The organism is Pedobacter miscanthi (genome assembly GCF_003315595.1).
Taxonomy (GTDB): Bacteria; Bacteroidota; Bacteroidia; order Sphingobacteriales; family Sphingobacteriaceae; genus Pedobacter; species Pedobacter miscanthi.
Genome location: NZ_QNQU01000018.1, coordinates 15,335 through 39,988 on the forward strand (window position 1 = coordinate 15,335; position 24,654 = coordinate 39,988).

Genomic DNA, 24,654 nt, shown 5'->3' on the forward strand with positions numbered 1-24,654 from the left:
ATTACTTCACAATTTTTAAACGGATCAGACTCTCGGCAGTAGCCACTATGGCCTCTTCAGCAGAACGTGGCTTCCACCCTAATAAACGTACTGCTTTTTCATTGGTGGTGTTCATCATGTAGCCCAGAAATGGAATAATGGCTTTTGCTGTCGGATTAGTTAAAGCAGCAACCCTTACCAATGTATTTGGCAACTCTTTGGTGCTGATCTTCTCTCCCAGCGCCCCCACATGCTTTTTAAGTATTTTAGCCACTTCTACCATCCAGATACTTTCGCCTGCAGTGGCTATAAAACGTTGTCCGTTTGCTGCCGGATTGGTCATCGCCCTTAAATGAAGGTCGGCAACATCGCGTACATCAACATAAGAAGAGTTTACTTTCGGACTTCCGGCCATTTTACCTTCCAGTATATTCTGAAGAAAATGAATGGAGTGCGAATAATCGGCACTTAACACCGGACCCAAAACACCAACCGGATTAATAACTGAAAGTTCGAGACCTGCGCCTTCTTTTTCGATAAAATCCCAGGCTGCACGTTCTGCCAGTGTTTTCGATTTTTGATAAGCAGGCACTTTACCGCTGGTATCAGTCCAGTCGTTTTCGGTAAAGGGCTCGGTTTGTGGTTTATGTCCGTAAACAATTGCACCAACTGCTGAGGTGAGCACCACACGTTTAACCCCTGCCTCGCGAGCTGCACGTAATACACGGAGAACCCCTTCTCGGGCAGGGATAATCATTTCATCCTCATGTTTATAAACATTTATCGGGGTTGGCGAAGCCACATGTAAAACATAAGTACAACCACTTACGGCTTCGCTCCAATTGGTATCAGAGCCCAGTTCTGCTGTGATGAACGATAAGCGGTCGCCGGCTTCCACACCACCTTCGCGCAACATGGCCCTTACTTCGGCTTCACGGCTGAGCGACCTGAGCGTAGTTCTTACCCTATAGCCTGCATTTAATAATTGTAATATACAATGTACTGCGATAAACCCAGAGCCTCCGGTTACCAGTACAAATTTTTCGTTATTCGAATTTGTTGTCATCTGATTAATGATTTGATACAACAAATATCTACTGAATATTTTTCCGCAACTTTGTTTAAAAGTCCGATTTTCCTTTGTTTAAAGGTCGCGGTTTATGAAGTTTTTAAGGTTTACATTTAACCTTCTATCAGTAACATCTTATCCTGAAGGTCAAAAGTGATCCTTTTCCCAAGCCAGTTAATCCAAATAATGCCGTCGTAAATTAAGCCCTCTACAAACCAGATGGGATTATTTTGGGGTGGATGATATACTATAAAGCTACAATAATATGGGCTTTTCTGGTTTAAAACTGATTCTACTTTGATATTCATCCGACTGGTTTAAGTAGCATATAAGTTTTTTAAAGATCATCATAACTTGCCACAACGCACATTTTAACCTCTAAATAGACGATTTTACCCCCTGTTCGTATGCGGATACAAGCTTAATTTTGGTATTAAGAATTTCCTAAAATTGTGTGACTTATGCGTTTCCTTGTTTTTAGCCTGCTTATGGGGTTAATGTTTTTAAACGTTAAATCCGTTTATGCATCTGATGATTATCCAACAGGATGTATCATTAAATATAATGGCCAGGCCCGTGTATATACTGATTTTAAGTTTACGGATTCGAGCTCTTGCAGGCACTACTCCTTAGCGGTTGATTATGTTATCGGAGAGCTGCCACAGGAAGTATCTATATCCTATACGTCGCCTTACAGGGGCACCTGTACCGTTGATGGCGCTACCAAAGGTACCAATGTAATTATCAGTTCGATTGAGAAACCGGAAGCGAAGGATAACGTTGCCACTACCAGCCTTATTGCTATCATCGTTTTAAGTATGGTACTGGGATCTTTTACATTAAGGTTTTACTTTCTTGGGTAAACATTTTAACAGTATACTCACCAATACCAAACAGGCAATATCGGCGGTTAAACCATAATGAAAAGCAAGTTGTGTACTCTTTGTATGGTCAATCACATAATAAAATAAGCCACCGATAATACAGATGCCCAAAGCCGATGCGGTTTGTTGTATAGTGGAGTAAATACCTGCTGCAGCGCCTGCAAATTCAGAAGGCATTCTCCTCAGGGTAACATTAAGTAATGACGGCAAAACCAAACCATTCCCCAATCCGTAAAGTGCCTGAAGTATAAACAAGGTAATTGCGCCAACACCTGTTTTAAAGTAGAAAATCTGCAGGCCAAAGGTTAATACAATAATAACTATCCCAACCTGCATTACCGGTGTACCATATTTTGGCAATAATCTGGCCGCCACAATTGAAGTGAACGTAAACAATAATCCCGGTGCCACAAAATATAAACCAGAAACTAATGGGCTTAAACCAAGTCCGTTCTGCAGAAAAACAGCACTCATCAGCAGGTAACAGGTATGCATCATAAAATGAAAAAGTACTGCTAACAAACCGATATTAAAATCGCGGAAACCAAACAATGCTTCATCAATCAATGGACTTTTACCTGCAGCTTTCTTTTTACGCTGGTTAATGAAAAAGAAAACAAATATCAACCCTGATAATACCAGCAAAGCAAAACTCCACCATGGCCAGCCTGATTCGCGCCCCTGGATAAGTGGATAAATCAGGCTGAACAATGCCAGTGTTAATATACCCACACCAGAAATATCCATTTTAGTTTTTTGATGCCTGACCGTTTCAGGAAGATACCGGTGCGCTGCCCATAATGAAGCCAGGCCAATGGGTAAATTAACCAGAAAGATCAACCTCCAGCCCGCTACAAAAAAATGTCCACCCGAAAAGTAACCGCCTAAAACCTGTCCGATGATGGAAGCCAGCCCCAATGATATGCCAAACCAGCCAATCGCTTTCGACCTTTCCGAAGGATCGGTAAATAAAACCTGTATAAAAGCAATTGCTTGCGGAACCATAAAAGCAGCGCTAACGCCCTGTAAAAAACGCACCATATTTAACTGGGTAGCGGTTTGCGAAATACCACATAAACAGGAAAATATGGTAAATCCCACCATTCCCCAAAAGAAAATACGTTTTCTTCCGTAGTGGTCTCCCATCCTGCCGCCGGTAATTAAAAAGGAAGCATAACCCAACAGGTAACCTGCAATTACCAGTTGTATCTGCGCATCACTGGCATGTACGCCAGTTTTTATCGAAGGAATGGCAACGTTGATAATAAATACATCGATAACCGATAATAATGGTGCGGTTAACACAATGAAGAGCGCCAGCCACGGAGAAACTGTTTTGTTCATATTAATTGACTGATAAGGGTACCTGCTTTTTCCAGATCGCTGGTATTGTGAAAGATTGCCGTACCAACCAATGCTCCATCGCTTAATAATACCACCATATCGGTTAAAGCTTCGTTAGTAAGGATCTGCCTGTGACCCGATGCTGCCACAACTTTGGCAATATAATCGTGCATTTTCTGTTTGAGTACCCTGATGTGTTTGCGCAGCTCATCATCGCCTGCTTCAAGTCCTGCATTTGCTTTTAACAATGCGCAACCACTTAACCCGTTCTTTTTTTGATTGGCGATCCGGTAATCGATCAATCCGGTAATGCGTGCTTTGGGATCGCTGATTTTAGCCAGATAAACATCCGCACCAACAAACCACTCGTTTACAAAACGATCAAGGTAAGCGGCCAGCAGCTCAGCTTTAGAACTGAAATGATAGTAAAATGAGCCTCGCGCTATGGCTGCTTCCTCAATAATCTGGTTGATGCCAGTTTGTTTGTAACCCTGTTCGTAAAATAAGCGTCCAGCCGTATCCAATAGCCGTTGCCTGAGGTTGTTTTCTTTCACGTAACGAAAGTATATATTTAGACAGACTAGTCTAAATATATTTTAAAATATTAGAATACTTCAACAAAACCATGTATTACATTGAGTCTCCCGCTGAAAAATCGGGACAAGTTGTCGAAAGACCTTACACAGTATTATGGAAGATCCTCCGACAACTTAGGATGGATAATTTTATGTCTGCAATGCAATCCTTTCATAGAAAGCGATTATAATCGGCTTTATTTCGGCAGCGTTGCCAAAAATTTTAAGATTTCCTCTCCTATTTCCTTTACATGGGTTTCTAATGCAAAGTGGCCGGTATTATAAAATTTAACCGTTGCATCCGGAATGTCTCTTTTATAAGCTTCGGCACCTGGTGGCAGAAAGAAAGGATCTTTATTTCCCCACACGGCTAAAAATTTTGGTTTACGGTTTCTGAAATACTCCTGAAATTTAGGGTATAATGCTACGTTGGTTTTATAATCTTTTAAAAGATCTAATTGTATCTCGGTAGATTCCGGACGATCGAGAAAATGTTGATCCAGTGTATAGGATTCGGGCGCAATTAATGTTGTATCGCTAACACCAGTAAAATATTGAAATTTTGTTCCTTCAGGCGTAAGAAATGACTTCAATGCCTCCCTGTTTTCCTGTGTATCATGCTCCCAGTATTTCTGGATGGGGTTCCAGCCCGAACTTAAACCTGCTACATAAGCATTACCATTTTGTGAGATGATACCGGTAATTTTCTCCGGATTGGCAAGCGCTAAACGGAAACCGGTTGGAGCGCCATAATCGAATACGTAAATGGCAAATCTTTTAAGACCCAGGCCATCTACAAAGGACTGCATGGTTTTGGCCAGGTTATCAAAGGTATAGGCAAATTTGGTTCTGTCGGGAGCATCCGAATAGCCAAAGCCTGGCAGATCAGGGGCAATAACGTGGTATTTTTCCATCAAAATCGGGATTAGTTCGCGGAACATGTGCGATGAGGTTGGATAACCATGCAAAAGTAATATAGTTGGTGCTCCCGCCGGACCAGCTTCACGGTAAAAAATGCTTTGACCGTTGGCATTTATCCTTCGGTAATGAATAGACCGTGCATTATCTGCCTGGTTGTTAGTGTTAATACTTGACTGTGCCATGATGTTTGAATTTGTTAATAAACCGCTCACTAGCAGTAAAGCGGCAAATGTTAATTTTTTCATTTTCCTTTTTTTTATCAAAAGTAGACGCTACATTTGATCATTCAAAATGATTTATATAGATTATATATATCATTAAATATGATTTATGAACACCAACGATCTTAATTTATTTGAGGCTGTGGCCCATCACGGTAGTTTTACCAGGGCTGCCGAAGCCATGTTTACTGTACAATCTAATGTTACGGCGAGGATTAAAAACCTGGAAGAAGAATTTGGTGTACCATTATTTACCCGGAGCAACCGTAAAGTAGAACTTACTGCTGCCGGCGAAACCCTGATTCGTTACAGCAAGCAGTTAAATCACCTGATAGATGAGGCGAAACGTGCTATCGGCAAAAGCGAAGTGATAAAAGGGCAGATTAAAATAGGTGCGTTGGAAACGATGATGACGATTAAAGGCCCTGAACTGATTAATGAACTGGCGCACAAATTCCCTTATGTAGACCTGGAATTTAAATCGGCGATGCGTTCGGCATTGATCAGTGATGTTATGAATTACAGACTTGATGCCGCTTTTGTACCTGCTCCTCTGGATATTCCAGAATTAGTGCAGTTAAGGGTAAAGGATGAGGAAATTGTGGCCGTAGCACCTGCAGATTGTAAAAACCTGGATGATTTGCTGAAACGAAATCCATTAAAGGCAATTGTTTTTGATCAGGGCTGTGTTTTTAGGGCCAGGCTCGAATCGTGGCTGGTGAGTAAAGGTGTTTCGCAATACCATAAAACAGTAATGAATTCGATTGAAGGGGTTGTAAATTTTATCGAATCGGGCATTGGATTTAGTTTTTTGCCACACGAAATCATAACCTCATTTTATGGTAGCCGAAAAATTAAAACTTTTGCTATCCCAAAGGAACTGGCTATGATGAGAACGCTTTTGGTTTACAGAAAAGATGTACCGCCATCCCCTGCTTTAAAAGCGTTTATCAGTCTTTATGAAGATACCGGGAACCCGTTATCTCGGTCGTAGCGGAGAGATTTATGAGGGGAAAGTATCAGCTTTTTATCCTGCAGATTACGCGGATATTGCAGATTGAGTTGTATAATGTTAAATTAGCCACGGAGGCACAGATTTACACGGAATTATATAGCACCCGTCTTCTCGGTAATAGTGGAAAACTCTGTGAGGGAAATGTTTCAGCTATTTTTCTCCCGCAGATTATGCGGATATTGCAGATTGAATTGTATGATGTTAATTTAGCCACGGAAGCACGGATTTACACGGAATTATATAGCACCCGACTTCTCGGTAATAGTGGAAAACCCTGTGAGGGAAAAGTATTAGCTATTTTCTCCCGCAGATTACGCGGATGTAGCAGATTGAGTTGTATGATGTTAAATTAGCCACGGAAGCACGGATTTACATGGAACTTTATATAGCAGCAGTCATCTCTATAGTAACAGAGAGAGTTGTGAGGTAAAAGTATCAGTTATTTTTCTCCCGCAGATTACACGGATATTGCAGATTTGAATTACATTAATTTTTTGCCTTCATCGTAAATTTTGTGATTAATCTTTCTTTAGTGAAGAGTTTAATTCATACTCCTGAATTCTACCGGCGTTTTTCCGGTTTTCTGTTTAAAGAGTTTGTTAAAATACTGGGGATATTCAAAACCCAATCGGTATGCGATTTCTGCAACAGAACCATCGCTGTTTAACAGCATGTTTTTGGCTTCTTCGATTAAATAAAGATGGATATGGTCTTGCGTATTTCTACCTGTTTCCTTTTTAAGCAGATCGCTCAGATAGCCTGGCGATAAATGCACCTGTTCGGCCAGGAATTTTACCGAAGGTAGCCCTTGTTCTTTGAGCTGGTTATTTTTAAAATAGCCACTTAATATTTTTTCTATCTGTGCCACTACCGAGTTATTGGAGTTTTTCCTGGTAATGAATTGCCTGCCATAAAAACGTGAGCAATAATTTAAAAGCAACTCGATGGTGGAAACAATAATTGCCTGACTGTGCGCATCAATGTTCTCCTGAAGTTCGATGTCAATTTTTGTTACGGTTTCGTACAGGATCTGCTTTTCCTTTTCTGATAGGTGGAGCGATTCAGACATTTGGTAAGAAAAGAAGCTGTAATCCTTCATTTTATCATTTAAAGAAGTTGCCCTGATCAGATCAGGATGGAAAAATAACCCCCAACCCATCATTTCAGGCGATTCTTCCACATCATTATCTAGCTCAAGGATTTGTCCGGGAGCCATGCAGATTAAACTGCCATCCTGAAAATCGATAAGTTTACGGCCATACTTAATGTTGTTCCTATTGTAGTTTTTGAAAATCAGCGTATAGAAATCTGCCGAAATCCTTGTTTCACCGTTTATCTGTTCATTTACCCTGCTAAAATCAACAACGGCAATGAGTGGATGATGGATTTTTTGATCCAGTTGAAAAAACTTAAACACATCCGAAACAGTTTGCAAATGGATAAATACGCTCATTATGATTAATTGTTAGGGTAAATATGATAATTTTAGGGGAAATAACGGAGAATAACATGATTTGGATGCCATTCTCCGTTATAGAAATTAAAGTCCAAACTGTGCTTTCATAGTGCCAATAAACGATTGATCGTCGGCCTGCTGACGGTTTGAGATGATTACTCTGGCATCCTCTCCTGCTGTATACCTTAATTGGTCGCTACCATCAGTAGCCGCTTCGTAAATTACATCAGCAACCACACCCGCAGGCGATGCATTTTCGAATAATGCTGGTAAGGCCGTCATTACCTTGCCTACCATAGCTTGGTACTCCGTATGGCTTTCGTCATTACTGAAATCGAACGAACGGCCCGCAAAATCAGTAGCAATGGCTCCTGGCTCTATGATTTTTACCTTTCCACCAAACTGTGCTACTTCGTAACTAAGCGATTCTGAAATACCTTCTACAGCGAATTTGGTTCCGTGATACAAACTGCCCAATGGGAAAGTCATTTTACCTCCGATAGATGAAATATTAATAATGATGCCGTTTTTATTTGAGCGGAAATGAGGTAAGAGTGCTTTTGTTACATCTAAAAGCCCGATTACATTGGTACTAAACTGGCGGATAATGTTTTCTCTTGGATAAGATTCTAAAGTCCCATAAGCACCATAGCCGGCATTGTTCAGCAATACATCTATTTTGCCAAATTTCTGGATGCCTTCATTTACTGCATTTTCTATCGAAGCCAGATCCAGTACATCGAGTTTGGTTACCCATACATTGTTTAGTGAAGCCAGCTCTGTTGCACTCTCAGGGTTTCTCATGGTAGCGATAACATTCCAGCCTTTTGATTGAAATAATTTAGCAGTTGCAGCACCAATACCTGAGCTTGCTCCTGTAATTAAAATTGTTTTGTCCATCTTTTTAAATTTTAAATGATGGTGTAAAGGTCTGTAGCAAAGGCTATCCGTAAATAATACTAATTCAGGTAACTTGTATGCTTTTTACGGATTTGCATAAACAACAATATCAATCTTATGCCCATGACGTTGAGAAATTTATTGATTTTGATTAGAGAATTGTTAATTTTCGCCAAAACATCCATTTTAATGAAACAACGAAAATTTACAGATAAAAGAGTCTTTTTAGTTACACTTCTTGCTTTTTGCCAGGTATTTGCCTTTGCACAAAAAGAAACGGTGAAAGAAAAGTCCTTTGTACTTGGTGTGATAAATGAAATACAATCAAAAGAATTGGGTGAAAAAAGAACATTGAATATATACTTGCCCGAAGGTTATAATCAGAATGACACTACAAAATACCCGGTAATTTACCTGCTCGACGGATCTGCTGATGAGGATTTTATTCATGTAGTGGGCCTTGTGCAGTTTAACAGTTTTGAATGGGTAAATCAGGTGCCGAAATCGATTGTAGTTGGCATTGCAACTGTTGATCGCAGAAGAGATTTTACTTTCGCAACGACTATTGAAGCGGATAAAAAGAAATTTCCTACTACAGGTCATTCCGATCGGTTTATGGCTTTTATAGGTAATGAGTTGCAGCCCTATATCGAAAAGAAATATAAGACCAACTATAATAAAACCATCATCGGACAATCGTTAGGCGGCTTATTAATTACCGAAATGTTATTTAAAAAACCATCACTATTTAATAATTATGTTATTGTTAGTCCCAGTTTATGGTGGAACAATGGGTCTTTATTAAATGAAAAAACAAAAATTGCAGAAAGCAATTTTAATCAGCCCACGCAGGTTTATATTGCCGTGGGTAAAGAAGGACTTACGCCAACAGCAATACCCAGGGTGATGGAAGTTGATGCCAATCTTTTGGCAGAGAAGATTAAAGAAACGAAGAATAAAAATATAAAAGTTTATTTCGATTATTTGCCACAGGAGAATCATGCTACTATTCTGCACCAGGCAGTTTCCAACTCGTTTAGGTTTTTGTATCCTGTAAACACAAAAGAACAATGATCAATCCACTTTCAGTTCCAAATGGATATCTTCAGGTTCTATAACAAATAATTCCTGATCCAAATCCATTACCGGCACTGCTCCCCTTTTTAAATAAAAATTGATGGTATTTTTGGTAGGTGTAGCCGAAATATACAATTTATCTGCCCCAAATTTTTTTGCTGCCTGTTTAGATGCCTCTACCATTTGGCTGGCAATCCCTTTACCCTGGTAAAGTTTGCTCACATAAAGAATATCCATTTTACAATAGTTTTGCAGCAAACCTCTTTTTTTATTTTCTACTGAAGCAACTCCGATCAATTTTTGATTATCAAAAGCTCCGAATACCTTTCCTCCGGTTTCTAAGAGCTTACGCTGACGACTAATAATTGCTTTGAGTTCGCCTTCCTCAAAGCCCGAAACGCTTTCACGGTGTGGTATAAGTCTTAACCGATTCTCCTGAAACTGGTAGACCTCAAAAATCTCTTCCGAACGATCGATTTCATTAATGCAGGATAGCTCCGCTATTTCCAGTGTTCTAATGGCTATCATATTTGGTTAATATATTTGCTTAGCATTTTTGGGAAGCTGTTTAACATGCTGCAAATATTCGGTAATGTATTGATGTTCTGTTAATGGATAAGGTATGCCAAGCTGTTCAGCAACATGATGCGCCACTTTTTGAAAAAGCTTAATGGTTAAGAATAAAGCATTCCATAATTCAGGAAGTTCGGCACTGCGGTAGGTTTGGATAAGCTCGTGGTATAGATCTGGTTCAAGGTATTTTTTATAAAACTTTCCATATTTGCCCGGATTTACCGAAAAATGATAACGGAATCCGATGTGCCAATCAATCATCTGAATCAGGGCATCATGGATAACATGATGAAAGAGTTGCTTTGTATAGGTGATCTGACCGCGCCAGATGCTTTTCGCTAATCCTGCACTGGTATACCAAAATTCGTTGCAGCAATCATGAAATGCCCTTACTGAAGGTTTATTTACCAGGTAACTATTTTCACTAGCCGGTGCCAACGCTCTTAAACTGATCATATCATCTTTATCCAGCAATAATTTACACAAACTGTCGTCAACAAAACGACTCAAATTTTCCAATGGAACAAGGATCAGGTCAATCCGGTTTCCATCCATAAATTGCATCAGATAAGAAAATGCTCCTTCCAGTTCAGGCGATGGAGGATAAAGCTCCATATCTTCCGGCATTTGAAGGATCATCCGGTCGCCGAAAACATCAATCCAGCTGTGATTATTTAAAAAATTGCTTAAGTTGTTTACCACATAAATGATATCGTAATCCTGAAAAATATCTTGTTCTACATTTGGATTTGCCCTCGAACCATTGAGTAAAACCGCCCTTATTGCCGGATTTTGATTGGCCACGTCCATAATTAACTGCATCATTTGCTGTTCACTTCTGGTTTTAATCATATCGTTTTCTTTGTGTTCTAATTTACTTTTTTTTGATGAATTTAGATTTTAAAGTGTTTTTGAGAAGTTGCATGTGCTTAGTTCATAGTGCTTTGTGTGTCTGTATGAAATCCTATTCCAGCTAAAAAATCACTAAAATTTTTTATTTCAAATAAATAAACGTTAATTAGACGATTATTTATTGTTATGAGCACAGCAAACTATGTAATCGGTGTAGATTACGGGACGGATTCTGTCCGCTCCGTTCTGGTTGATACCGCTAACGGAAAAGAAATTTCTTCTTCTGTTTTCTTTTATCCGCGATGGCAGAAAGGCCTGTATTGCAAACCTGCAATTAACCAGTTCAGGCAGCATCCATTAGATTATATTGAAGGTTTAACCCATACCATAAAAGATTGCCTGGCAAAAGCTGGCGGAGCTGAAATTGCCCATCAGGTGAAAGGGATTTCAGTTGATACCACAGGTTCTAGTCCGGTAGCTGTTGATGCAAGTGGAACACCATTAGCTTTAACGCCTGGTTTCGAAGAGAATCCAAACGCCATGTTTGTGCTTTGGAAAGATCATACCGCCGTTAAAGAAGCGGCAGAAATTAATGAACATGCCAAAAAGTTTCCGGTTAATTACCTTAAATATGTAGGCGGAATTTATTCATCAGAATGGTTCTGGTCTAAATTATTGCGCATTTTAAGGATCGATGCTGTTGTTAAAAACAGCACAGCATCGTGGGTAGAGCATTGCGACTGGATCCCATTTTTACTTTGCGGTGGAAACGATATTAAAGACATGAAACGGAGTCGTTGCGCCGCCGGGCATAAAGCCCTTTGGGCAGAAGAGTTTAACGGCTTACCTCCTGAAAATTTCTTTAGCAGCCTAGATCCTTTATTAGCCGGCTTTAGGGATAAACTTTTTGTTGACACCTATACTTCAGATATTTCAGCAGGAACATTAAGCGAAGAATGGGCAACGAAATTAGGTTTAAATACCAGTGTAGTTGTTGGCGTTGGCGCATTTGATGCACACATGGGGGCTGTTGGCGGACAGATTGAGCCTTATTACCTCAGTAAAGTAATGGGTACCAGTACCTGCGATATTTTAATTGCTCCTAACGCAGATCTGCACGGAAAATTAATTAACGGCATCTGCGGACAGGTAAACGGATCAGTAATTCCGGGTATGGCAGGTTTAGAAGCAGGACAATCTGCTTTTGGCGATGTGTATGCCTGGTTTAAAAATCTAATCAGCTGGCCCTTAAACCATTTACTAACTGAATCTAACTTAATTGATGAGGCTACAGCAATAGCTTTGAAAGAAGAATTAGAAGGTAAAATTATTGCAAACCTGAGTAAACAGGCCGAAGCTTTGGAAGATACTGATTATGCAGAACTGGCCATCGATTGGTTAAACGGCAGAAGAACACCAGATGCCAACCAGGAATTAAAAGGTGCCATTACCGGTTTAGGTTTGGGTACCGATGCCCCAAGATTTTTCCGCGCTTTAGCGGCAGCAACCTGTTTTGGTGCAAAGGCCATTGTAGATCGTTTTAAAGAACAGGGCGTACCTGTAAAAGGGATTATTGGTATAGGTGGCGTAGCAAAAAAATCATCATACATTATGCAGATGATGGCTGATGTATTGGAAATGCCGATCAGGATCCATCGTTTTGAGCATACCTGTGCTTTAGGTGCAGCCATGTTTGCTGCGGTTGCGGCAGGCATCTATCCTACCATCGAAGCGGCTATGGCTGCCATGGGAACGGGTTTCGAAAAGGAATACAAGCCTGATATCAAAAAGAAAAAGCTGTACCGCCAGCATTATCAGCAGTACCTCGGATTAGGCCGTTACCTCGAAAAATACAATAAAAAAGATGTTAAACCTTATCTATCATGAGCAATTATCAGGATATAAAAGAACAGGCATATCGGGCCAATATGCAATTGCCCAAGTTGGGTTTGGTATTATTTACTTTTGGTAATGTAAGTGCTGCAGACCGCGCTAAAGGTGTTTTTGCAATTAAGCCGAGTGGTGTTCCTTACGAAGATTTATCTCCAAATGATATGGTGATCGTAGATTTTGATTGCAACACCGTTGAAGGCAACTTACGTCCATCGTCTGATACTAAAACCCATGCGGTTTTATACAAACATTGGGAAGATATCGCAGGCATCGTGCATACTCACTCTACTTACGGCACAGCTTGGGCGCAGTCACAAAGGGCTATTCCGATTTTCGGCACGACACATGCCGACCATTTAACGGTCGATATTCCATGTGCACCACCTATGGCCGATGAGATGATTAAAGGAAATTATGAATATGAAACCGGTTTTCAGATTATGAATCATTTTAAAAGCCTGGGTTTAAGTCATAAAGAAGTCGAAATGATTTTAGTAGGAAACCACGCTCCTTTTACCTGGGGCAAAACAGCTGATAAAGCGGTATATAACAGTGCCGTTTTAGAAACCGTAGCACAGATGGCTTTATTAACCGAACAGATTAATCCGCAGGCACCGAAATTGAAAGATTCGTTAATAGATAAACATTATCAAAGAAAGCACGGTGACGGCGCTTATTACGGGCAGAAATGAGTTAGGAATTATTAGTTAGAAGTTTTGACGCTCAATGACATAAAAAATTTAGAGAATTAGAAAAGCAGTTGCAATGGTTCTTTATGAAAGATAGTCCCGCCATTCGCTGTAGTCCCGATGAAGGATCGGGAGCTGCCGCTGCTGTCGGGTTTAACATTGTAAGGTTAACCTAAGTAAAATAAACCTGATTGGAGTGAGCATCCCGATGTAAAATTGGGATAAAATGGAAAGCAGGACTACCCTAACCGATGAAACACGGACCTGGCTTTTCAATAAAAAGCATATGTATAGCGATCTGTGAAGACACAGACCACGGAAGTTTGAACGGAGAAAGAAATAAATTAAAAACAACATCATAATGATTGATTTAAAAAAATTAGAGGTTTGGTTCATCACCGGTACACAACATTTGTACGGAGAAGAAACCTTAAAACAAGTGGCAGAACATGCACAACAAGTGGCAGATTCGCTAAACCAGAATGGACATATTTCCGTTTCGGTAGTATATAAACCCATTGTGAAAACCACTGAAGAGATTTTCGAAACTTTACAACAGGCCAATATCGATAAAAATTGCATCGGGGTAATTACCTGGATGCATACCTTTTCTCCGGCCAAAATGTGGATCAGGGGTTTAAATGTATTACAGAAACCCTTATTGCACCTGCACACGCAGTTTAATCGCGATATTCCATGGAATAGCATAGATATGGACTTTATGAACCTGAACCAAAGTGCCCATGGCGACCGTGAATTTGGTTTTATGGTTACCCGTATGCGTAAAGACCGTAAAGTAGTGGTTGGCCACTGGCAGGATGAAGAAGTGGCAAAACAGATTGATACCTGGTGCAGGGCTGCTGCCGGATGGAACGATTGGCAAGGTGCAAAATTTGTTCGTTTTGGCGATAATATGCGTTTTGTAGCCGTAACTGATGGTGATAAAGTGGAAGCTGAAATGAAGTTTGGCTTTTCGGTAAATACTTATGGTATAGGTGATTTAGTAGCAGTAATTAATGGAATTAATGAGAATGCCATTCAAGCTTTATTAAAAGAATACGAAGAAACTTATGAAATGGCTGCTGACTTAAAAGTTGGTGGTGCCAGTCATTCATCAGTGTATGAGGCGGCTAAAATTGAGCTAGGTTTAAGAAAATTTTTAGAAGATGGCGGTTTTAAAGGTTTCTCTGATACCTTTGAAGACCTCCATGGCATGATTCAATTGCCAGGTATTGCAGCACAGCGCTTAATGGCCGATGGTTATGGTTTTGCCGGTGAAGGTGACTGGAAAACAGCTGCTTTGGTGCGTGCCTGCAAGGTAATGGGTGCTGGTTTACCTGGTGGAAATGCTTTTATGGAAGATTATACTTATCATTTCGATCCTGCCAATTCAATGGTGCTGGGATCGCATATGCTTGAAGTTGATGCTTCTTTAGCTAATGGTAAAGCCAATCTGGAAGTTCATCCTTTGGGTATAGGCGGCAAAGCGGATCCCGCACGTTTGGTTTTTAATGTGTCCGGTGGCAATGCTCTAAATGCATCTTTAATTGATATGGGTAATCGTTTCCGCCTGTTAGTGAACGAAGTAAAAGCTGTAGAAGCGGAATATGATTTACCAAATTTACCTGTAGCACGCGTACTTTGGAAACCATTGCCGGATATGAAAACAGGTTGTGCAGCCTGGATTTATGCCGGCGGTGCACACCATACCGCTTACAGTCAGAATTTAACAACAGCGCATTTACTGGATTTTGCAAATATTGCTGGTCTGGAATATGTAAATATCGGCGCAGATACGAAAATTAACCAGTTCAGAAATGAACTGCACTGGAATGAGGTGTTTTATAAATAGTTTTAGTGATTTAATGCCACATCCCGAAGCCGATAGTTTTTAAATTATCGGCTTTTTTATGCGATCGTCATCTCGACCGAAGCAGCGCGAAGTGGAGAGATCTGATAGGTGAAGTAATTCAAAAATAGATTTCTCGGCTTCGCTTCACTCCGCTCGAAATGACGATCTTTCGTAGCTTATCGTTACACTGAAATAACTACATCCTCACCATAGCCTTAATCACCCCATTTTTAGGGTCCAGCCAACTTTCAAATTCATCTTTTACTTCTTCAAAATTAACCTGATGAGTGATGTAATTTGTTGGATTTACCAAACCGGCTTTCATCGATTTAATAACATGTTCAAAATCTTCGGTTGTGGCATTTCTGCTGCTCATCAGGGTAGATTCCCTTTTATGGAATTCAGGATGATTAAAGATTAAATCGCCTTTTTGCAGACCAATTAACACAAACCTTGCGCCGTGGGCCATATAATTAATGGCATTGTTAATGGCTTTTTGATTACCTGTAGCGTCGATTACAACCGTTGGCATATCGCCATTGGTAATCTCGCTCAGTTGTTGAGTTACATCATTAGAAAGCGCATTAACCGCGTGTGCAACATTTAATTTCTCTTTACAGAATGCTAAACGGTCTTCATTAATATCCAGTGCAATCACGTTTGCGCCAGCTATCCTTGCAAATTCCATGGTGCCTAAACCAATCGGTCCAGCTCCTATAACAAGCACAAATTCGCCTGGCTGAACATCTGCCCTGCGCACGCCATGCGCACCGATGGCTAAGGGTTCAACTAATGCCAGTTCATCAAAACTTAGTCCTTCTCCATGTAACAGCGTTTTTGATGGCACCTGCAAATATTCACGCATGCCACCATCAACATGAACACCGCAAACCTGCATTTTTACACAACAATTGGGTTTATTCATGCGGCACGCAATACATTCGCCACAGTTAAAATATGGAATGAAGGTAACAGCCTCTCCTATTTTAAAATCATCAGCTCCATCGGCCTCTACTAGTTCACCTGATAATTCGTGACCTAAAATGCGTGGATAGTTAAAAAATGGCTGTGTACCTTCGAAAGCATGTAAATCTGTTCCGCAGATACCTATCCTCTTGATTTTTATGATGGAGTGATCCTTTCTTAATTCAGGTTTTTCAGTTTTCGAGTATTCAAAAGTGCCCGGAGTTGTACAGGTAAGGGTTTTCATTTTTATTAATTTTTTAATTTTGAATGATAGACTGAGTGAATGTTAATTAGACATAAATTAAATAGCAAAATTTAAATTATTAATTTAGGTTTGCATTCAATCATTCAAAACGCTGTCATTCAGTCATTTTTCATTTTATGCGTTTGCTAAAGCCCTATCCAGATGTACATAACCGCCATCAACATGGATAATTTGTCCGGTGGTATGGCTCGATTTGTTCGACATTAAAAAAGCAGTCATATTTGCAATTTCTTCTGCAGTGGTCATCCGGTTTTCCAATGGGATTTTAGAGGTAATTTCTTTTAATTTTTCTTCTGCATGATCAAGGGTTTCTATCCAGGTTTCGTAGGCTGGTGTCCAGCATTCGGCAACAACTACTGCGTTTACGCGAATGCCATATTTTAGAAGCTCAACGGCCCACTCGCGGGTTAAGGCATTTCTACCACCATTTGCTGCCGCATAGGCCGAGGTATTTCCCTGTCCGGTTTCTGCCGTTTTCGAAGTGATGTTTACAATGGCGCCTTTACTTTTAATCAGTTCGGGCAAGGCATGATGCGCCATTAAATAATAATGAACCACGTTTTTATGTAACGAAGCCATAAAATCCTTATAGTTTCCACTTTCTAAACCAACACCATCATTCACGCCTGCATTGTTCACCAAACCATCTATCCGGCCAAATTTTGCAATAATATCTTTAACAACTTTTTCGCAATCATCCGGATTGGAAAGCTCAGCTACAAATTGTTCTGCTTTTTTGCCTTGTGCGGTAGTTTCATCAACTACTATTTGGTTATCTTCTGCTTTTCTGCCAACAATTACTGCAATTGCATCTTCTTTGGCAAATACCTCTGCAATGCTACGGCCAATGCCTTTTGCTGCACCTGTGATGATGATCACTTTTTCTTTTAATTGTAAATCCATATTTTTTTTAATTAGTGAATGAGTGATGGATCAAATGATTGAATGTACATTTTCACTTCATCATTCAAAACCGACTCGTTCTATCATTTTTTTTAATTAGTGAATGATTGAGTTTTGAATGAATGAATGTTTAAGCGCTAAGCAAGTTCTCTCATTAAGCCATTCAATCATCCAATCATTTTATTGATCACGTCCTTTTTCCTCGATTCGGGGATAACTTTTAAATCTATTAATTTTCCATTCTTCAATTGTCCTTCTACAGTGGTTTGATAAGGTGCGTAAAGTTTGAAATGCACATCCCAATCTTTAGGCCAGGCCGGGAACAGATTGATTTTTTTGCCATCTGCCTGCATCAGCATTTCCTGTAAACCAATCATGCCTGAACCTCCCCAGTTATGGTCTGGTGTCCAATCGAAACCTGGTCCCCAGAAAGCTGGAAATCTTCTTCCTGAATCTTTTAGTTTTGCAGTGGTTAATTTGGCTGCTTCATCGGTTAAACCTAACCTTGCTGCGAAAATATTATCCTGTTTCCAGCCTATATAACTGCGGAATTTAAGCACATCGGTATCGTATTTATAAGTATTGATGGCGGTGTCTAAACCAGGTTTTCCGATGCCGTAAATTCCCCATGGATAAACAGGATATAACTGCGGACTTTCTGTATTATTGATCCTTTCCCAAAGTTTTGCCGGAGCAATGGTGGTATGTCCATTGAACGACCTGAAATTAATGGGTGGAATGGTTGTTAACATCGCGCTCCATTCTGTTTTTTGTTTTTCAGATAAATTGGGAAGCTCCAGAAGCCTTTCCAAAACGGTTTTTAAAGCAGCAATAGTGGATGTTGAATTATATGCCATTTTATAGGTTTCTGCGCCGGAACCTGGAAATAAAACCAAATGACCGTTAGCATCTAAAGCTTTTGCGCCCCTTTGTTTGGCTAAATAAGTGTAATGCTCTTTAAAAAAAGTTAAGGAACTTTCAATCAGTGGCAGATATTTTTCAATGTTTGCACCATTATACCTTTCGGTGTCCAAAATCATCATGCAGAATTCTAAAACGGTATCCCATTCATATTCTAACCAGGCATTATATTCCATACCTTTATTGAAATCTGCAGGACGTTTCCAGCCATATTCAGCGGGATTGGGTAATCCAAAATTTTCTAATTGTTCGGTAAAACTTGCACCATTGTGCCCCCAAGCAGATTGTGTTCTGATTTCCGCATTCTTTAATAAATTGAGGTAGAAATCGAATTGAGGCTTCATCATTTCAAAATCGCCGCTTTTTAGCATTGGCCAATAAACCAAACGCTGGTTTTGTGCCGTATGTGTACCTCCGCCCCAATTCCTGAAATCAGGGGTATATTTTAATGTGGTATCTGTTAGTTGCGGATCGAAAGTGAATAAACCACCATTAAACTTTGTAGGATATTTTCCAAAAGCATTGCAGCCCAGCATGTACCTGAACAACTGATAATTTTTTGACGATTGATTGGCCAGTTCATCCTTCGAATTAATGAAAATGAAACTTCTTTTCCAGTAATCATTCCACCAATTTATGCTTGTTTTTTGGCTGTTTTTGTTGTTTATGGCTTTTAAATTAGTTTCCCAGTCCTGTATTGATCCGGTTGTTGCCGTATTCAAAGTAATGGTGAGTTTTGTAGAGCTGGAAGGTTTTTTACTTTTTAAAGTCCAGGCTTTAAAGGGCGTACTTAAATAGATTCCATTATAATTTCCTGCCGGAATCATGTTGTTGCCCTGTATTGAACCGCCAAAAACCAGGTTTTTTAAAGGATTGAATAATTTATATTTTTCAGCCTCTAAACCCTGCTGTTTTACGGTTACATCGAATACGGTTTCAGATTTATTCTGATGGTAAAATTGAACGCTGTTGTTTTTAAAAGCAATTTCATCTTTTAAAGTTTTTACAATCCCTTGTGGCGCCCATTTATAAGAATTTTGGTTATTTTCTTTGCCTTTGGTGATCCGGTCTTCAAAACGCCAGCTTTCGTAGGCGGCTTCTGTGGTGATTTTTTGGTTTGAATTTACCTCCAAATGTATAACAGGGTTAAAAACATCTACCCAGACCTTAATTCTAGTATTTAACTTACCATCCGAGCTTGAAATTTGAGCATAACCGTCTTTTAAGATCAGCTCTTGTTTAAAAGTTTTTCCTTCGAAAGGGTTTGGGTATAATTTGAGTTTTAAACGGCCTAGTTTTAGCAAGGTATTGTTCTCATCGAAGGTGCCGCTTTTGGATAGGTAAAGATAGATATTGCCGTTTTCTGCCCAGAGGTTTAGGCCAATATCGCCACCGCCTACAGGCATTGATTCTGAAGAGTTAAGACTTTGGCTGTTCCAAACTACGTTATTTAGAGCTTTTTCTTGCGAAAAAGCATTTTGTGTGATGAAGCACAAAGACACAAAGAACACAAAGAAAAGGTTTAATGCTTTTAAGTATTTGTTTTTTGACCATATAAGACATATAAGAACATTTAAGCTCGTGGTGCCCATAATTAGTATCCTTTGTGCCTTAATGGCTAATTCAGTTTGCGTAATGTTTAACCACCTAAGATACCTGAACACACCTGAGGCATAGCTCAAAATAATTGACCATATAAGACATATAAGAACATTTAAGCTCGTGGTGCCCATAATTAGTTTCCTTTGTGCCTTAATGGTTAATTCAGTTTGCGTAACATCTAACCGCCTAAGATACCTGAGCACACCTGAGGCATGGCTCAAAAAAATTGACCATATAAGACATATAAGAACATTTAAGCTCGTGGTGCCCATAATTAGTATCCTTTGTGTCTTAATGGTTAATTTTTCATTTTGCGTAATGTTTAACCACCTGAGAAACCTGAGCACACCTGAGGGATGGCTCACAAAAATTGACCATATCAGGCATATAAGAACATTTAAGTTCCTGAATAAAATACTTCGTGTGCTTAGTGCCTTTTTGGTTAAAATCATATTATTAATTCTCCCAATCATCAGTACGAAAAGAAGAAACCGGTAGTCCATCATTTCCAAATAAATCGCCGGTTACAAAATCCTTAAATGCATAACGCACAGCCACAGGAACTTTTACCTGATCTGCTGAAACGGTAATACTGCTTCCGGTTATGGTTGCTTTTGCCGGATAAAATTTATGATCTGCCCCCGCTACCTCGAATAAACTCAGTTCTTTCCCGAATGAAGTTAAGCCATTTGCCACATTTTGAAATTTTATAACTGCTTTATTTTTATCTACCGTGAAGGAATCATAAGTTGGACTTAAGGCACCAAAACCTTTTATACCATACGTTTGAGCCAAAGCAAGATAAGCTAAACGGGTTCCGCCCTGTTTTTTATTTGCCGGATGGATCGATTTTTCTTCGCCGATATCCATTAAAACCGCCATACCCGAATTTGGGATTTTACTTAAAGATTTACGTTGCGCATCCCTTAAAAATGCCGAATTATATTTTCCGCCAATGTGATAAGGTGGCAATTGTGCATAATTATAAGGTGCGATTTGTGCGTAATAGAATGGGAAATCGCCATTACCCCAGTTTTTTCTCCATGAGGCCACCATTGCCGGAAATAAATCTTCGTAACGGTCCGGACGTTCGTAATTAGATTCGCCCTGGTACCAGATGGCTCCTTTAATGCCATAACCGATCACGGGATAAAGCATGCCATTGTATAAAGTAGTTGGCGTTCTGCTTACTTCTTTTATGGTGTCGGTTTTTGAAGGGATTTTAATTTCAGGAAATGTTTTTAAATCCTCCGGCGACATCCAGGCTTCTATTGTAGATCCGCCATAACTGTCGTTGATGATCCCGATGGGTACGTTTAACATTTCGCTCAATAATGAACCAAAATAATAGGCAGTAGCACTAAAACCGGAAACAGTTTCAGGCGCTGCTAATTTCCATGGAGAAGGTTTGCTGTTTTCTTGTCGCTCAGTAATCGAAGAACGCGGAACGGTATAAAGCCTGATGTTTTGATTGGTTGATTTCAGAATTACCTCATTGGAACCAATTACAGGCTGACTTTTAAAACCTTTCATGGGCATTTCCATGTTCGATTGTCCGCCACAAAACCACACTTCTCCGATTAATATATCAGTTAAAACGAGTTTTTCTCCATCATTTAGTTCAATTTCATACGGTCCGCCGGCGGTTGGCGTAGAAACTTTTACTTTCCATTTTCCGTTTTGGTCGGAAGTAACGGTATAATTCTGCTTATTCCAGGAGGTATTGATTTTTACTTTAGTGGATGGTTTGGCCCAACCCCAGATGGCCACATTGCTTTGTTGTTGTAAAACCATGTGATCGGTAAAAATGGAGGCAGGTTTCACGGTTGCTGAAGCGATGAGGCAACAGGTTAGGTTCAGGAATATGATGAGTTTTAGTTTCATTTTTTTTGTTCTTATAGTAATCGTCATCTCGACTGAAACGTAGTGAAATGGAGAGATCTAACTCGAGACAGATTTCTCGACTGCGCTGCACTTCGCTCGAAATGACGGGTATTTAAGTTACCTACTCACAGGCAACCAAACCGACATTTCTGAATGGCCACGGTTTCCCCAAGCAAAATATGGGACCAGTTTTATTTCCGTTTCTGTGTTTTTGTTGTCAATTGGCCTGTAGAGTACATTTTTCCAGTTATTCGGCTCCACTATTTTTGCATTTCCAACTAAACTCATCATTTCGGCTCCATCAATATTAATCGGTTTGGCTTCAAATTTGGTTGAAGTGGGTATAAAGGCATTAAAAATACTTTTATTAGGTAAATCGGTCGATTCTAAACAATACACAATGGGGCCGCGTTTTACCGCAATCTGATTTCTGTTTTCTTCTACTAAAGGGTTAGCTTCAATCAATGTAGCCTCCATGGGAAGGTTTAATTCTATCACATCACCCTTCTTCCAAATGCGGTTAATTTCTGCATAAGTGCCGGAAATGGTATTAACATTTTCAATTTTTCCATTGATGCTGATCTGTGCATCTTGTGTCCATGAAGGGATTCTTAAGAATAAGGAATAAGCTTTATTTCCCGTATCCTTAATGCTGATTTTAATTTTTCCATCCCAGGGATAATTCGTTTCCTGTGTTAATGAAATTTTCCCTTCATCAGTTAATGTAGTACTTAAGTTATTTCCACCATATAAATTAAAATACAGACCTTTATCAGAAAAACTATAAGCATAATCACTTACTTCGGCGATGGTTCTTACCACATTTGGCGGACAGCAATTTGATAATGCAATGTAAGGAACACGATCTTTCGACCAGCGCTGTTTAAAAGGTAAATCATCTGATTGCGCCAGTGGATTGGTGTATAAAAAGTTCTTTCCATCCAGGCTGATTCCAGATAGAACGCTATTGTGTAAAGCCAGTTCCATTACATCGGCATATTTGGCATCGCCCGTAATCTGTAACATCCGCCAGTTCCAGAGAACGTTACCGATATTGGCGCAGGTTTCGTTATGGGCTGTGAAATTTGGCAACTGAAAATCGCGACCAAAAGCCTGGTGGATTTTTTGTACATCAGCTGGATTATAAGAGGTTCCATCCGGCGAAGTGCCGTCATAAAGTGAACCACAGCCTCCGGTAATGTACATTTTATGCTGATTAACGTCATCCCACATTATATTCAGGGTTTTTAAGAGTGAATCTTTGCCCGTTTCGGCGTAAAGATCGGCTACCCCGGCATACAGGTAATTTGCACGCACGGCATGCCCCATTGCCTTGGTTTGTTGTAAAAAAGGAATCCGATCCTGATTATCATCGGTACCATCATCAATTTTTCCCTTGATGGCGATTAAATGTTGCGCCAGTTCTAAATAACGTGGATCTTTTGTAGTACGGTACATTTCTACCACCCCCATATAATGCGAAGGACAAATGGCGTTTCTTGCCAATGTTGGCGAAGCCGATTTATAGAAATTATACAGGTAATCGGTTGCTTTTTTGGCGATGTTGAGCAGTGTTGTTTTTCCGGTTGCACGGTAATGGATACAGCCAGCCGTCATTAAATGGCCAATATTGTATGATTCGAAGCTCAACCGGTCCTGAAATTGATTTTTAGAACCTGTTTTACGTTGTTCAATCATCGCTTTAGTATAAATATAGCCGTCTTCGCGCTGCGATTTACCAATTACGGTAATGGCTTTATCCATCATTTCGTTCAGCTTCGGGTTTTTGGTTGAGGCATATAAAACCGCCACGGCTTCCAAAGTTTTATAATAATCGCCGTCATGAAACGAAGGCCCTGCGTGAGAACCTGTATCCAAACCTGCCGCAATTCTAAAATTCTCAAACGCATGACTGATTTTTGGATCGTTATAAATGGCCCACATATTCGGCACCATGGTTTCGGTTGCTACTTTAAAACGATCGGCCCAAAAGCCCTTTGTCCAGGTTACATCCGTCATGTTGATGCTGTACAGTTTAGCGTAGGGTGAATTTGAATTATTAACCAAAGCTTTATCCTGCGCTTTTGAGTTTAGGCTTATAAAAAGTATAATGCCGATAATCATCCGGATTCTTAAACTCTGAAACGCAAAAAAATCGGTCATCTGAAGTAGTTTTATCATTATTTGTTCGTTTTACCTGAAATGTTACCAATATAATTGATCACCAAAAGTGCTTAAATTCTGAAGCGTGGGTAAGGGTCTTATCATTATTTTCTTTGTTTTTTTCCTGGCAACTTTTACAGGATCCAGTGATTCTAATGTTTCTGTTCTCGTGCCTGCCACAAGATCAAATACGGTTTCGGTTGTTGCGTTTTGCCCATCATACACTACGCTGGAGATTTTAACCAATTGGAAAATTCCATTTTTATAAACGAATTTGTGTTCGTACCGAATATCATTTTTTTCAGCGCTCATTAATAAAAATCCTTTCTCAATAAAAAAATAAGGGATGCTATTTTTAGTATGTACACCGTTTACATATTGCGGTTCAATTACATCCGTTGAAGAGAAAACCAGTTTGTATTTCTTATTGGGCTGTAAAAAGAATATTTGGAGCCTTAGGGGGACGGATGCTGAAATCGTATCCATCGTAATTACCGTTTTATCAATTAAACCATCTTTATTCAAATCGCCCTTTTCTAGTCGGATCTGGACATTAAAATTATCCTTTACTTTCTTTTGTTGAGCGTAAGCAACAGTTTGAACCATACACAGAAATAGTACAATTATTTTTTTCATTTAGTAAATATTAA

General features: G+C 39.7%; 20 protein-coding genes. 6 read left to right on the forward strand and 14 right to left on the reverse strand.

Annotated elements, in window-relative coordinates:
- Position 1 precedes the first annotated feature (1 nt).
- A complete protein-coding gene (locus tag DRW42_RS19360) occupies positions 2-1,045 on the reverse strand; it encodes an SDR family oxidoreductase (protein WP_113950482.1) in 1,044 nt (347 codons plus the stop codon).
- 464 nt (positions 1,046-1,509) lie between these two features.
- Here DRW42_RS19360 and DRW42_RS19370 point away from each other — a divergent pair, with 464 nt between their 5' ends.
- Positions 1,510-1,911, forward strand: a complete 402-nt coding sequence (locus DRW42_RS19370) for a hypothetical protein (RefSeq protein ID WP_113950484.1) — start codon at positions 1,510-1,512, stop codon at positions 1,909-1,911.
- Here DRW42_RS19370 and DRW42_RS19375 read toward each other — a convergent pair.
- The 3 genes from DRW42_RS19375 to DRW42_RS19385 all read right to left on the reverse strand — a co-directional run bounded on the left by DRW42_RS19375 (position 1,888) and on the right by DRW42_RS19385 (position 5,017).
- Positions 1,888-3,276, reverse strand: coding sequence for an MFS transporter (locus tag DRW42_RS19375; protein WP_113950485.1), 1,389 nt, complete (start codon positions 3,274-3,276; stop codon positions 1,888-1,890). The genes DRW42_RS19370 and DRW42_RS19375 overlap by 24 nt on opposite strands.
- Entirely contained in the window at positions 3,273-3,830 is a 558-nt protein-coding gene (locus DRW42_RS19380) for a TetR/AcrR family transcriptional regulator (RefSeq protein ID WP_158544370.1), read from the reverse strand. Before DRW42_RS19380 ends, DRW42_RS19375 begins: the two co-directional genes overlap by 4 nt.
- Before the next feature lie 218 nt (positions 3,831-4,048).
- Positions 4,049-5,017, reverse strand: a complete 969-nt coding sequence (locus tag DRW42_RS19385; RefSeq protein WP_113950487.1) for an alpha/beta fold hydrolase — start codon at positions 5,015-5,017, stop codon at positions 4,049-4,051.
- 85 nt (positions 5,018-5,102) lie between these two features.
- Between DRW42_RS19385 and DRW42_RS19390 the strand changes: the two genes are divergently transcribed.
- Complete coding sequence (locus tag DRW42_RS19390; protein WP_113950488.1) at positions 5,103-5,987, forward strand: LysR family transcriptional regulator; 885 nt, start codon at positions 5,103-5,105, stop codon at positions 5,985-5,987.
- 562 nt (positions 5,988-6,549) lie between these two features.
- On the opposite strand, the gene DRW42_RS19400 is transcribed toward DRW42_RS19390, so the two are convergent.
- Together DRW42_RS19400 and DRW42_RS19405 are read right to left on the reverse strand one after the other, a co-directional pair.
- A complete protein-coding gene (locus DRW42_RS19400) occupies positions 6,550-7,461 on the reverse strand; it encodes a helix-turn-helix domain-containing protein (RefSeq protein ID WP_113950490.1) in 912 nt (303 codons plus the stop codon).
- A gap of 87 nt (positions 7,462-7,548) precedes the next feature.
- Positions 7,549-8,364, reverse strand: coding sequence for an SDR family oxidoreductase (locus tag DRW42_RS19405; protein WP_113950491.1), 816 nt, complete (start codon positions 8,362-8,364; stop codon positions 7,549-7,551).
- A gap of 189 nt (positions 8,365-8,553) precedes the next feature.
- Here DRW42_RS19405 and DRW42_RS19410 point away from each other — a divergent pair, with 189 nt between their 5' ends.
- Positions 8,554-9,438, forward strand: coding sequence for an alpha/beta hydrolase (locus DRW42_RS19410; RefSeq protein WP_113950555.1), 885 nt, complete (start codon positions 8,554-8,556; stop codon positions 9,436-9,438).
- Here the strand turns inward: DRW42_RS19410 and DRW42_RS19415 are convergent, their stop codons facing one another.
- Positions 9,439-9,969, reverse strand: a complete 531-nt coding sequence (locus tag DRW42_RS19415) for a GNAT family N-acetyltransferase (RefSeq protein ID WP_113950492.1) — start codon at positions 9,967-9,969, stop codon at positions 9,439-9,441.
- Positions 9,970-9,975: 6 nt separating this feature from the next.
- A complete protein-coding gene (locus tag DRW42_RS19420) occupies positions 9,976-10,866 on the reverse strand; it encodes an aminoglycoside 6-adenylyltransferase (RefSeq protein ID WP_244215322.1) in 891 nt (296 codons plus the stop codon).
- Between the two features lie 186 nt (positions 10,867-11,052).
- On the opposite strand from DRW42_RS19420, the gene DRW42_RS19425 reads away from it, so the two are divergent.
- From DRW42_RS19425 to araA, 3 genes are all read left to right on the forward strand, one after another.
- A complete protein-coding gene (locus DRW42_RS19425) occupies positions 11,053-12,753 on the forward strand; it encodes a ribulokinase (RefSeq protein ID WP_113950493.1) in 1,701 nt (566 codons plus the stop codon).
- Complete coding sequence (locus DRW42_RS19430; RefSeq protein WP_113950494.1) at positions 12,750-13,451, forward strand: L-ribulose-5-phosphate 4-epimerase; 702 nt, start codon at positions 12,750-12,752, stop codon at positions 13,449-13,451. Before DRW42_RS19425 ends, DRW42_RS19430 begins: the two co-directional genes overlap by 4 nt.
- 358 nt (positions 13,452-13,809) lie before the next feature.
- A complete protein-coding gene (araA, locus tag DRW42_RS19435) occupies positions 13,810-15,300 on the forward strand; it encodes an L-arabinose isomerase (RefSeq protein WP_113950495.1) in 1,491 nt (496 codons plus the stop codon).
- 196 nt (positions 15,301-15,496) lie between these two features.
- On the opposite strand, the gene DRW42_RS19440 is transcribed toward araA, so the two are convergent.
- The 6 genes from DRW42_RS19440 to DRW42_RS19465 all read right to left on the reverse strand — a co-directional run bounded on the left by DRW42_RS19440 (position 15,497) and on the right by DRW42_RS19465 (position 24,640).
- Positions 15,497-16,510 carry a zinc-binding alcohol dehydrogenase family protein gene (locus DRW42_RS19440; protein WP_113950496.1) on the reverse strand — a complete coding sequence of 338 codons (1,014 nt, stop codon included), beginning with the start codon at positions 16,508-16,510 and terminating at the stop codon, positions 15,497-15,499.
- 135 nt (positions 16,511-16,645) lie between these two features.
- On the reverse strand, positions 16,646-17,434 hold the full coding sequence (locus DRW42_RS19445) for an L-fucose dehydrogenase (RefSeq protein ID WP_113950497.1): 789 nt from the start codon (positions 17,432-17,434) through the stop codon (positions 16,646-16,648).
- Positions 17,435-17,601: 167 nt separating this feature from the next.
- Positions 17,602-19,947, reverse strand: a complete 2,346-nt coding sequence (locus DRW42_RS19450) for a DUF5703 domain-containing protein (RefSeq protein WP_113950498.1) — start codon at positions 19,945-19,947, stop codon at positions 17,602-17,604.
- Between the two features lie 466 nt (positions 19,948-20,413).
- Positions 20,414-21,841: a sialate O-acetylesterase gene (locus tag DRW42_RS19455; RefSeq protein WP_113950557.1), complete on the reverse strand. Its 1,428-nt coding sequence runs from the start codon at positions 21,839-21,841 to the stop codon at positions 20,414-20,416.
- A 117-nt stretch (positions 21,842-21,958) separates the two neighbouring features.
- Complete coding sequence (locus DRW42_RS19460) at positions 21,959-24,022, reverse strand: aceric acid hydrolase (protein WP_244215324.1); 2,064 nt, start codon at positions 24,020-24,022, stop codon at positions 21,959-21,961.
- A 24-nt stretch (positions 24,023-24,046) separates the two neighbouring features.
- Positions 24,047-24,640, reverse strand: a complete 594-nt coding sequence (locus DRW42_RS19465; RefSeq protein WP_147243782.1) for a hypothetical protein — start codon at positions 24,638-24,640, stop codon at positions 24,047-24,049.
- Positions 24,641-24,654: the final 14 nt, after the last annotated feature.

What these genes read in the sequence shown, in the direction of transcription:
- DRW42_RS19465 (WP_147243782.1), bottom strand. Translation starts at nt 24,640, where the DNA reads ATGAAAAAAATAATTGTACTATTTCTGTGTATGGTTCAAACTGTTGCT.
- DRW42_RS19400 (WP_113950490.1), bottom strand. Translation starts at nt 7,461, where the DNA reads ATGAGCGTATTTATCCATTTGCAAACTGTTTCGGATGTGTTTAAGTTT.
- DRW42_RS19460 (WP_244215324.1), bottom strand. Translation starts at nt 24,022, where the DNA reads ATGATAAAACTACTTCAGATGACCGATTTTTTTGCGTTTCAGAGTTTA.
- DRW42_RS19405 (WP_113950491.1), bottom strand. Translation starts at nt 8,364, where the DNA reads ATGGACAAAACAATTTTAATTACAGGAGCAAGCTCAGGTATTGGTGCT.
- DRW42_RS19450 (WP_113950498.1), bottom strand. Translation starts at nt 19,947, where the DNA reads ATGGGCACCACGAGCTTAAATGTTCTTATATGTCTTATATGGTCAAAA.
- DRW42_RS19440 (WP_113950496.1), bottom strand. Translation starts at nt 16,510, where the DNA reads ATGAAAACCCTTACCTGTACAACTCCGGGCACTTTTGAATACTCGAAA.
- DRW42_RS19420 (WP_244215322.1), bottom strand. Translation starts at nt 10,866, where the DNA reads ATGATTAAAACCAGAAGTGAACAGCAAATGATGCAGTTAATTATGGAC.
- araA (WP_113950495.1), top strand. Translation starts at nt 13,810, where the DNA reads ATGATTGATTTAAAAAAATTAGAGGTTTGGTTCATCACCGGTACACAA.
- DRW42_RS19375 (WP_113950485.1), bottom strand. Translation starts at nt 3,276, where the DNA reads ATGAACAAAACAGTTTCTCCGTGGCTGGCGCTCTTCATTGTGTTAACC.
- DRW42_RS19415 (WP_113950492.1), bottom strand. Translation starts at nt 9,969, where the DNA reads ATGATAGCCATTAGAACACTGGAAATAGCGGAGCTATCCTGCATTAAT.
- DRW42_RS19410 (WP_113950555.1), top strand. Translation starts at nt 8,554, where the DNA reads ATGAAACAACGAAAATTTACAGATAAAAGAGTCTTTTTAGTTACACTT.
- DRW42_RS19360 (WP_113950482.1), bottom strand. Translation starts at nt 1,045, where the DNA reads ATGACAACAAATTCGAATAACGAAAAATTTGTACTGGTAACCGGAGGC.
- DRW42_RS19425 (WP_113950493.1), top strand. Translation starts at nt 11,053, where the DNA reads ATGAGCACAGCAAACTATGTAATCGGTGTAGATTACGGGACGGATTCT.
- DRW42_RS19390 (WP_113950488.1), top strand. Translation starts at nt 5,103, where the DNA reads ATGAACACCAACGATCTTAATTTATTTGAGGCTGTGGCCCATCACGGT.
- DRW42_RS19430 (WP_113950494.1), top strand. Translation starts at nt 12,750, where the DNA reads ATGAGCAATTATCAGGATATAAAAGAACAGGCATATCGGGCCAATATG.
- DRW42_RS19385 (WP_113950487.1), bottom strand. Translation starts at nt 5,017, where the DNA reads ATGAAAAAATTAACATTTGCCGCTTTACTGCTAGTGAGCGGTTTATTA.
- DRW42_RS19370 (WP_113950484.1), top strand. Translation starts at nt 1,510, where the DNA reads ATGCGTTTCCTTGTTTTTAGCCTGCTTATGGGGTTAATGTTTTTAAAC.
- DRW42_RS19455 (WP_113950557.1), bottom strand. Translation starts at nt 21,841, where the DNA reads ATGAAACTAAAACTCATCATATTCCTGAACCTAACCTGTTGCCTCATC.
- DRW42_RS19445 (WP_113950497.1), bottom strand. Translation starts at nt 17,434, where the DNA reads ATGGATTTACAATTAAAAGAAAAAGTGATCATCATCACAGGTGCAGCA.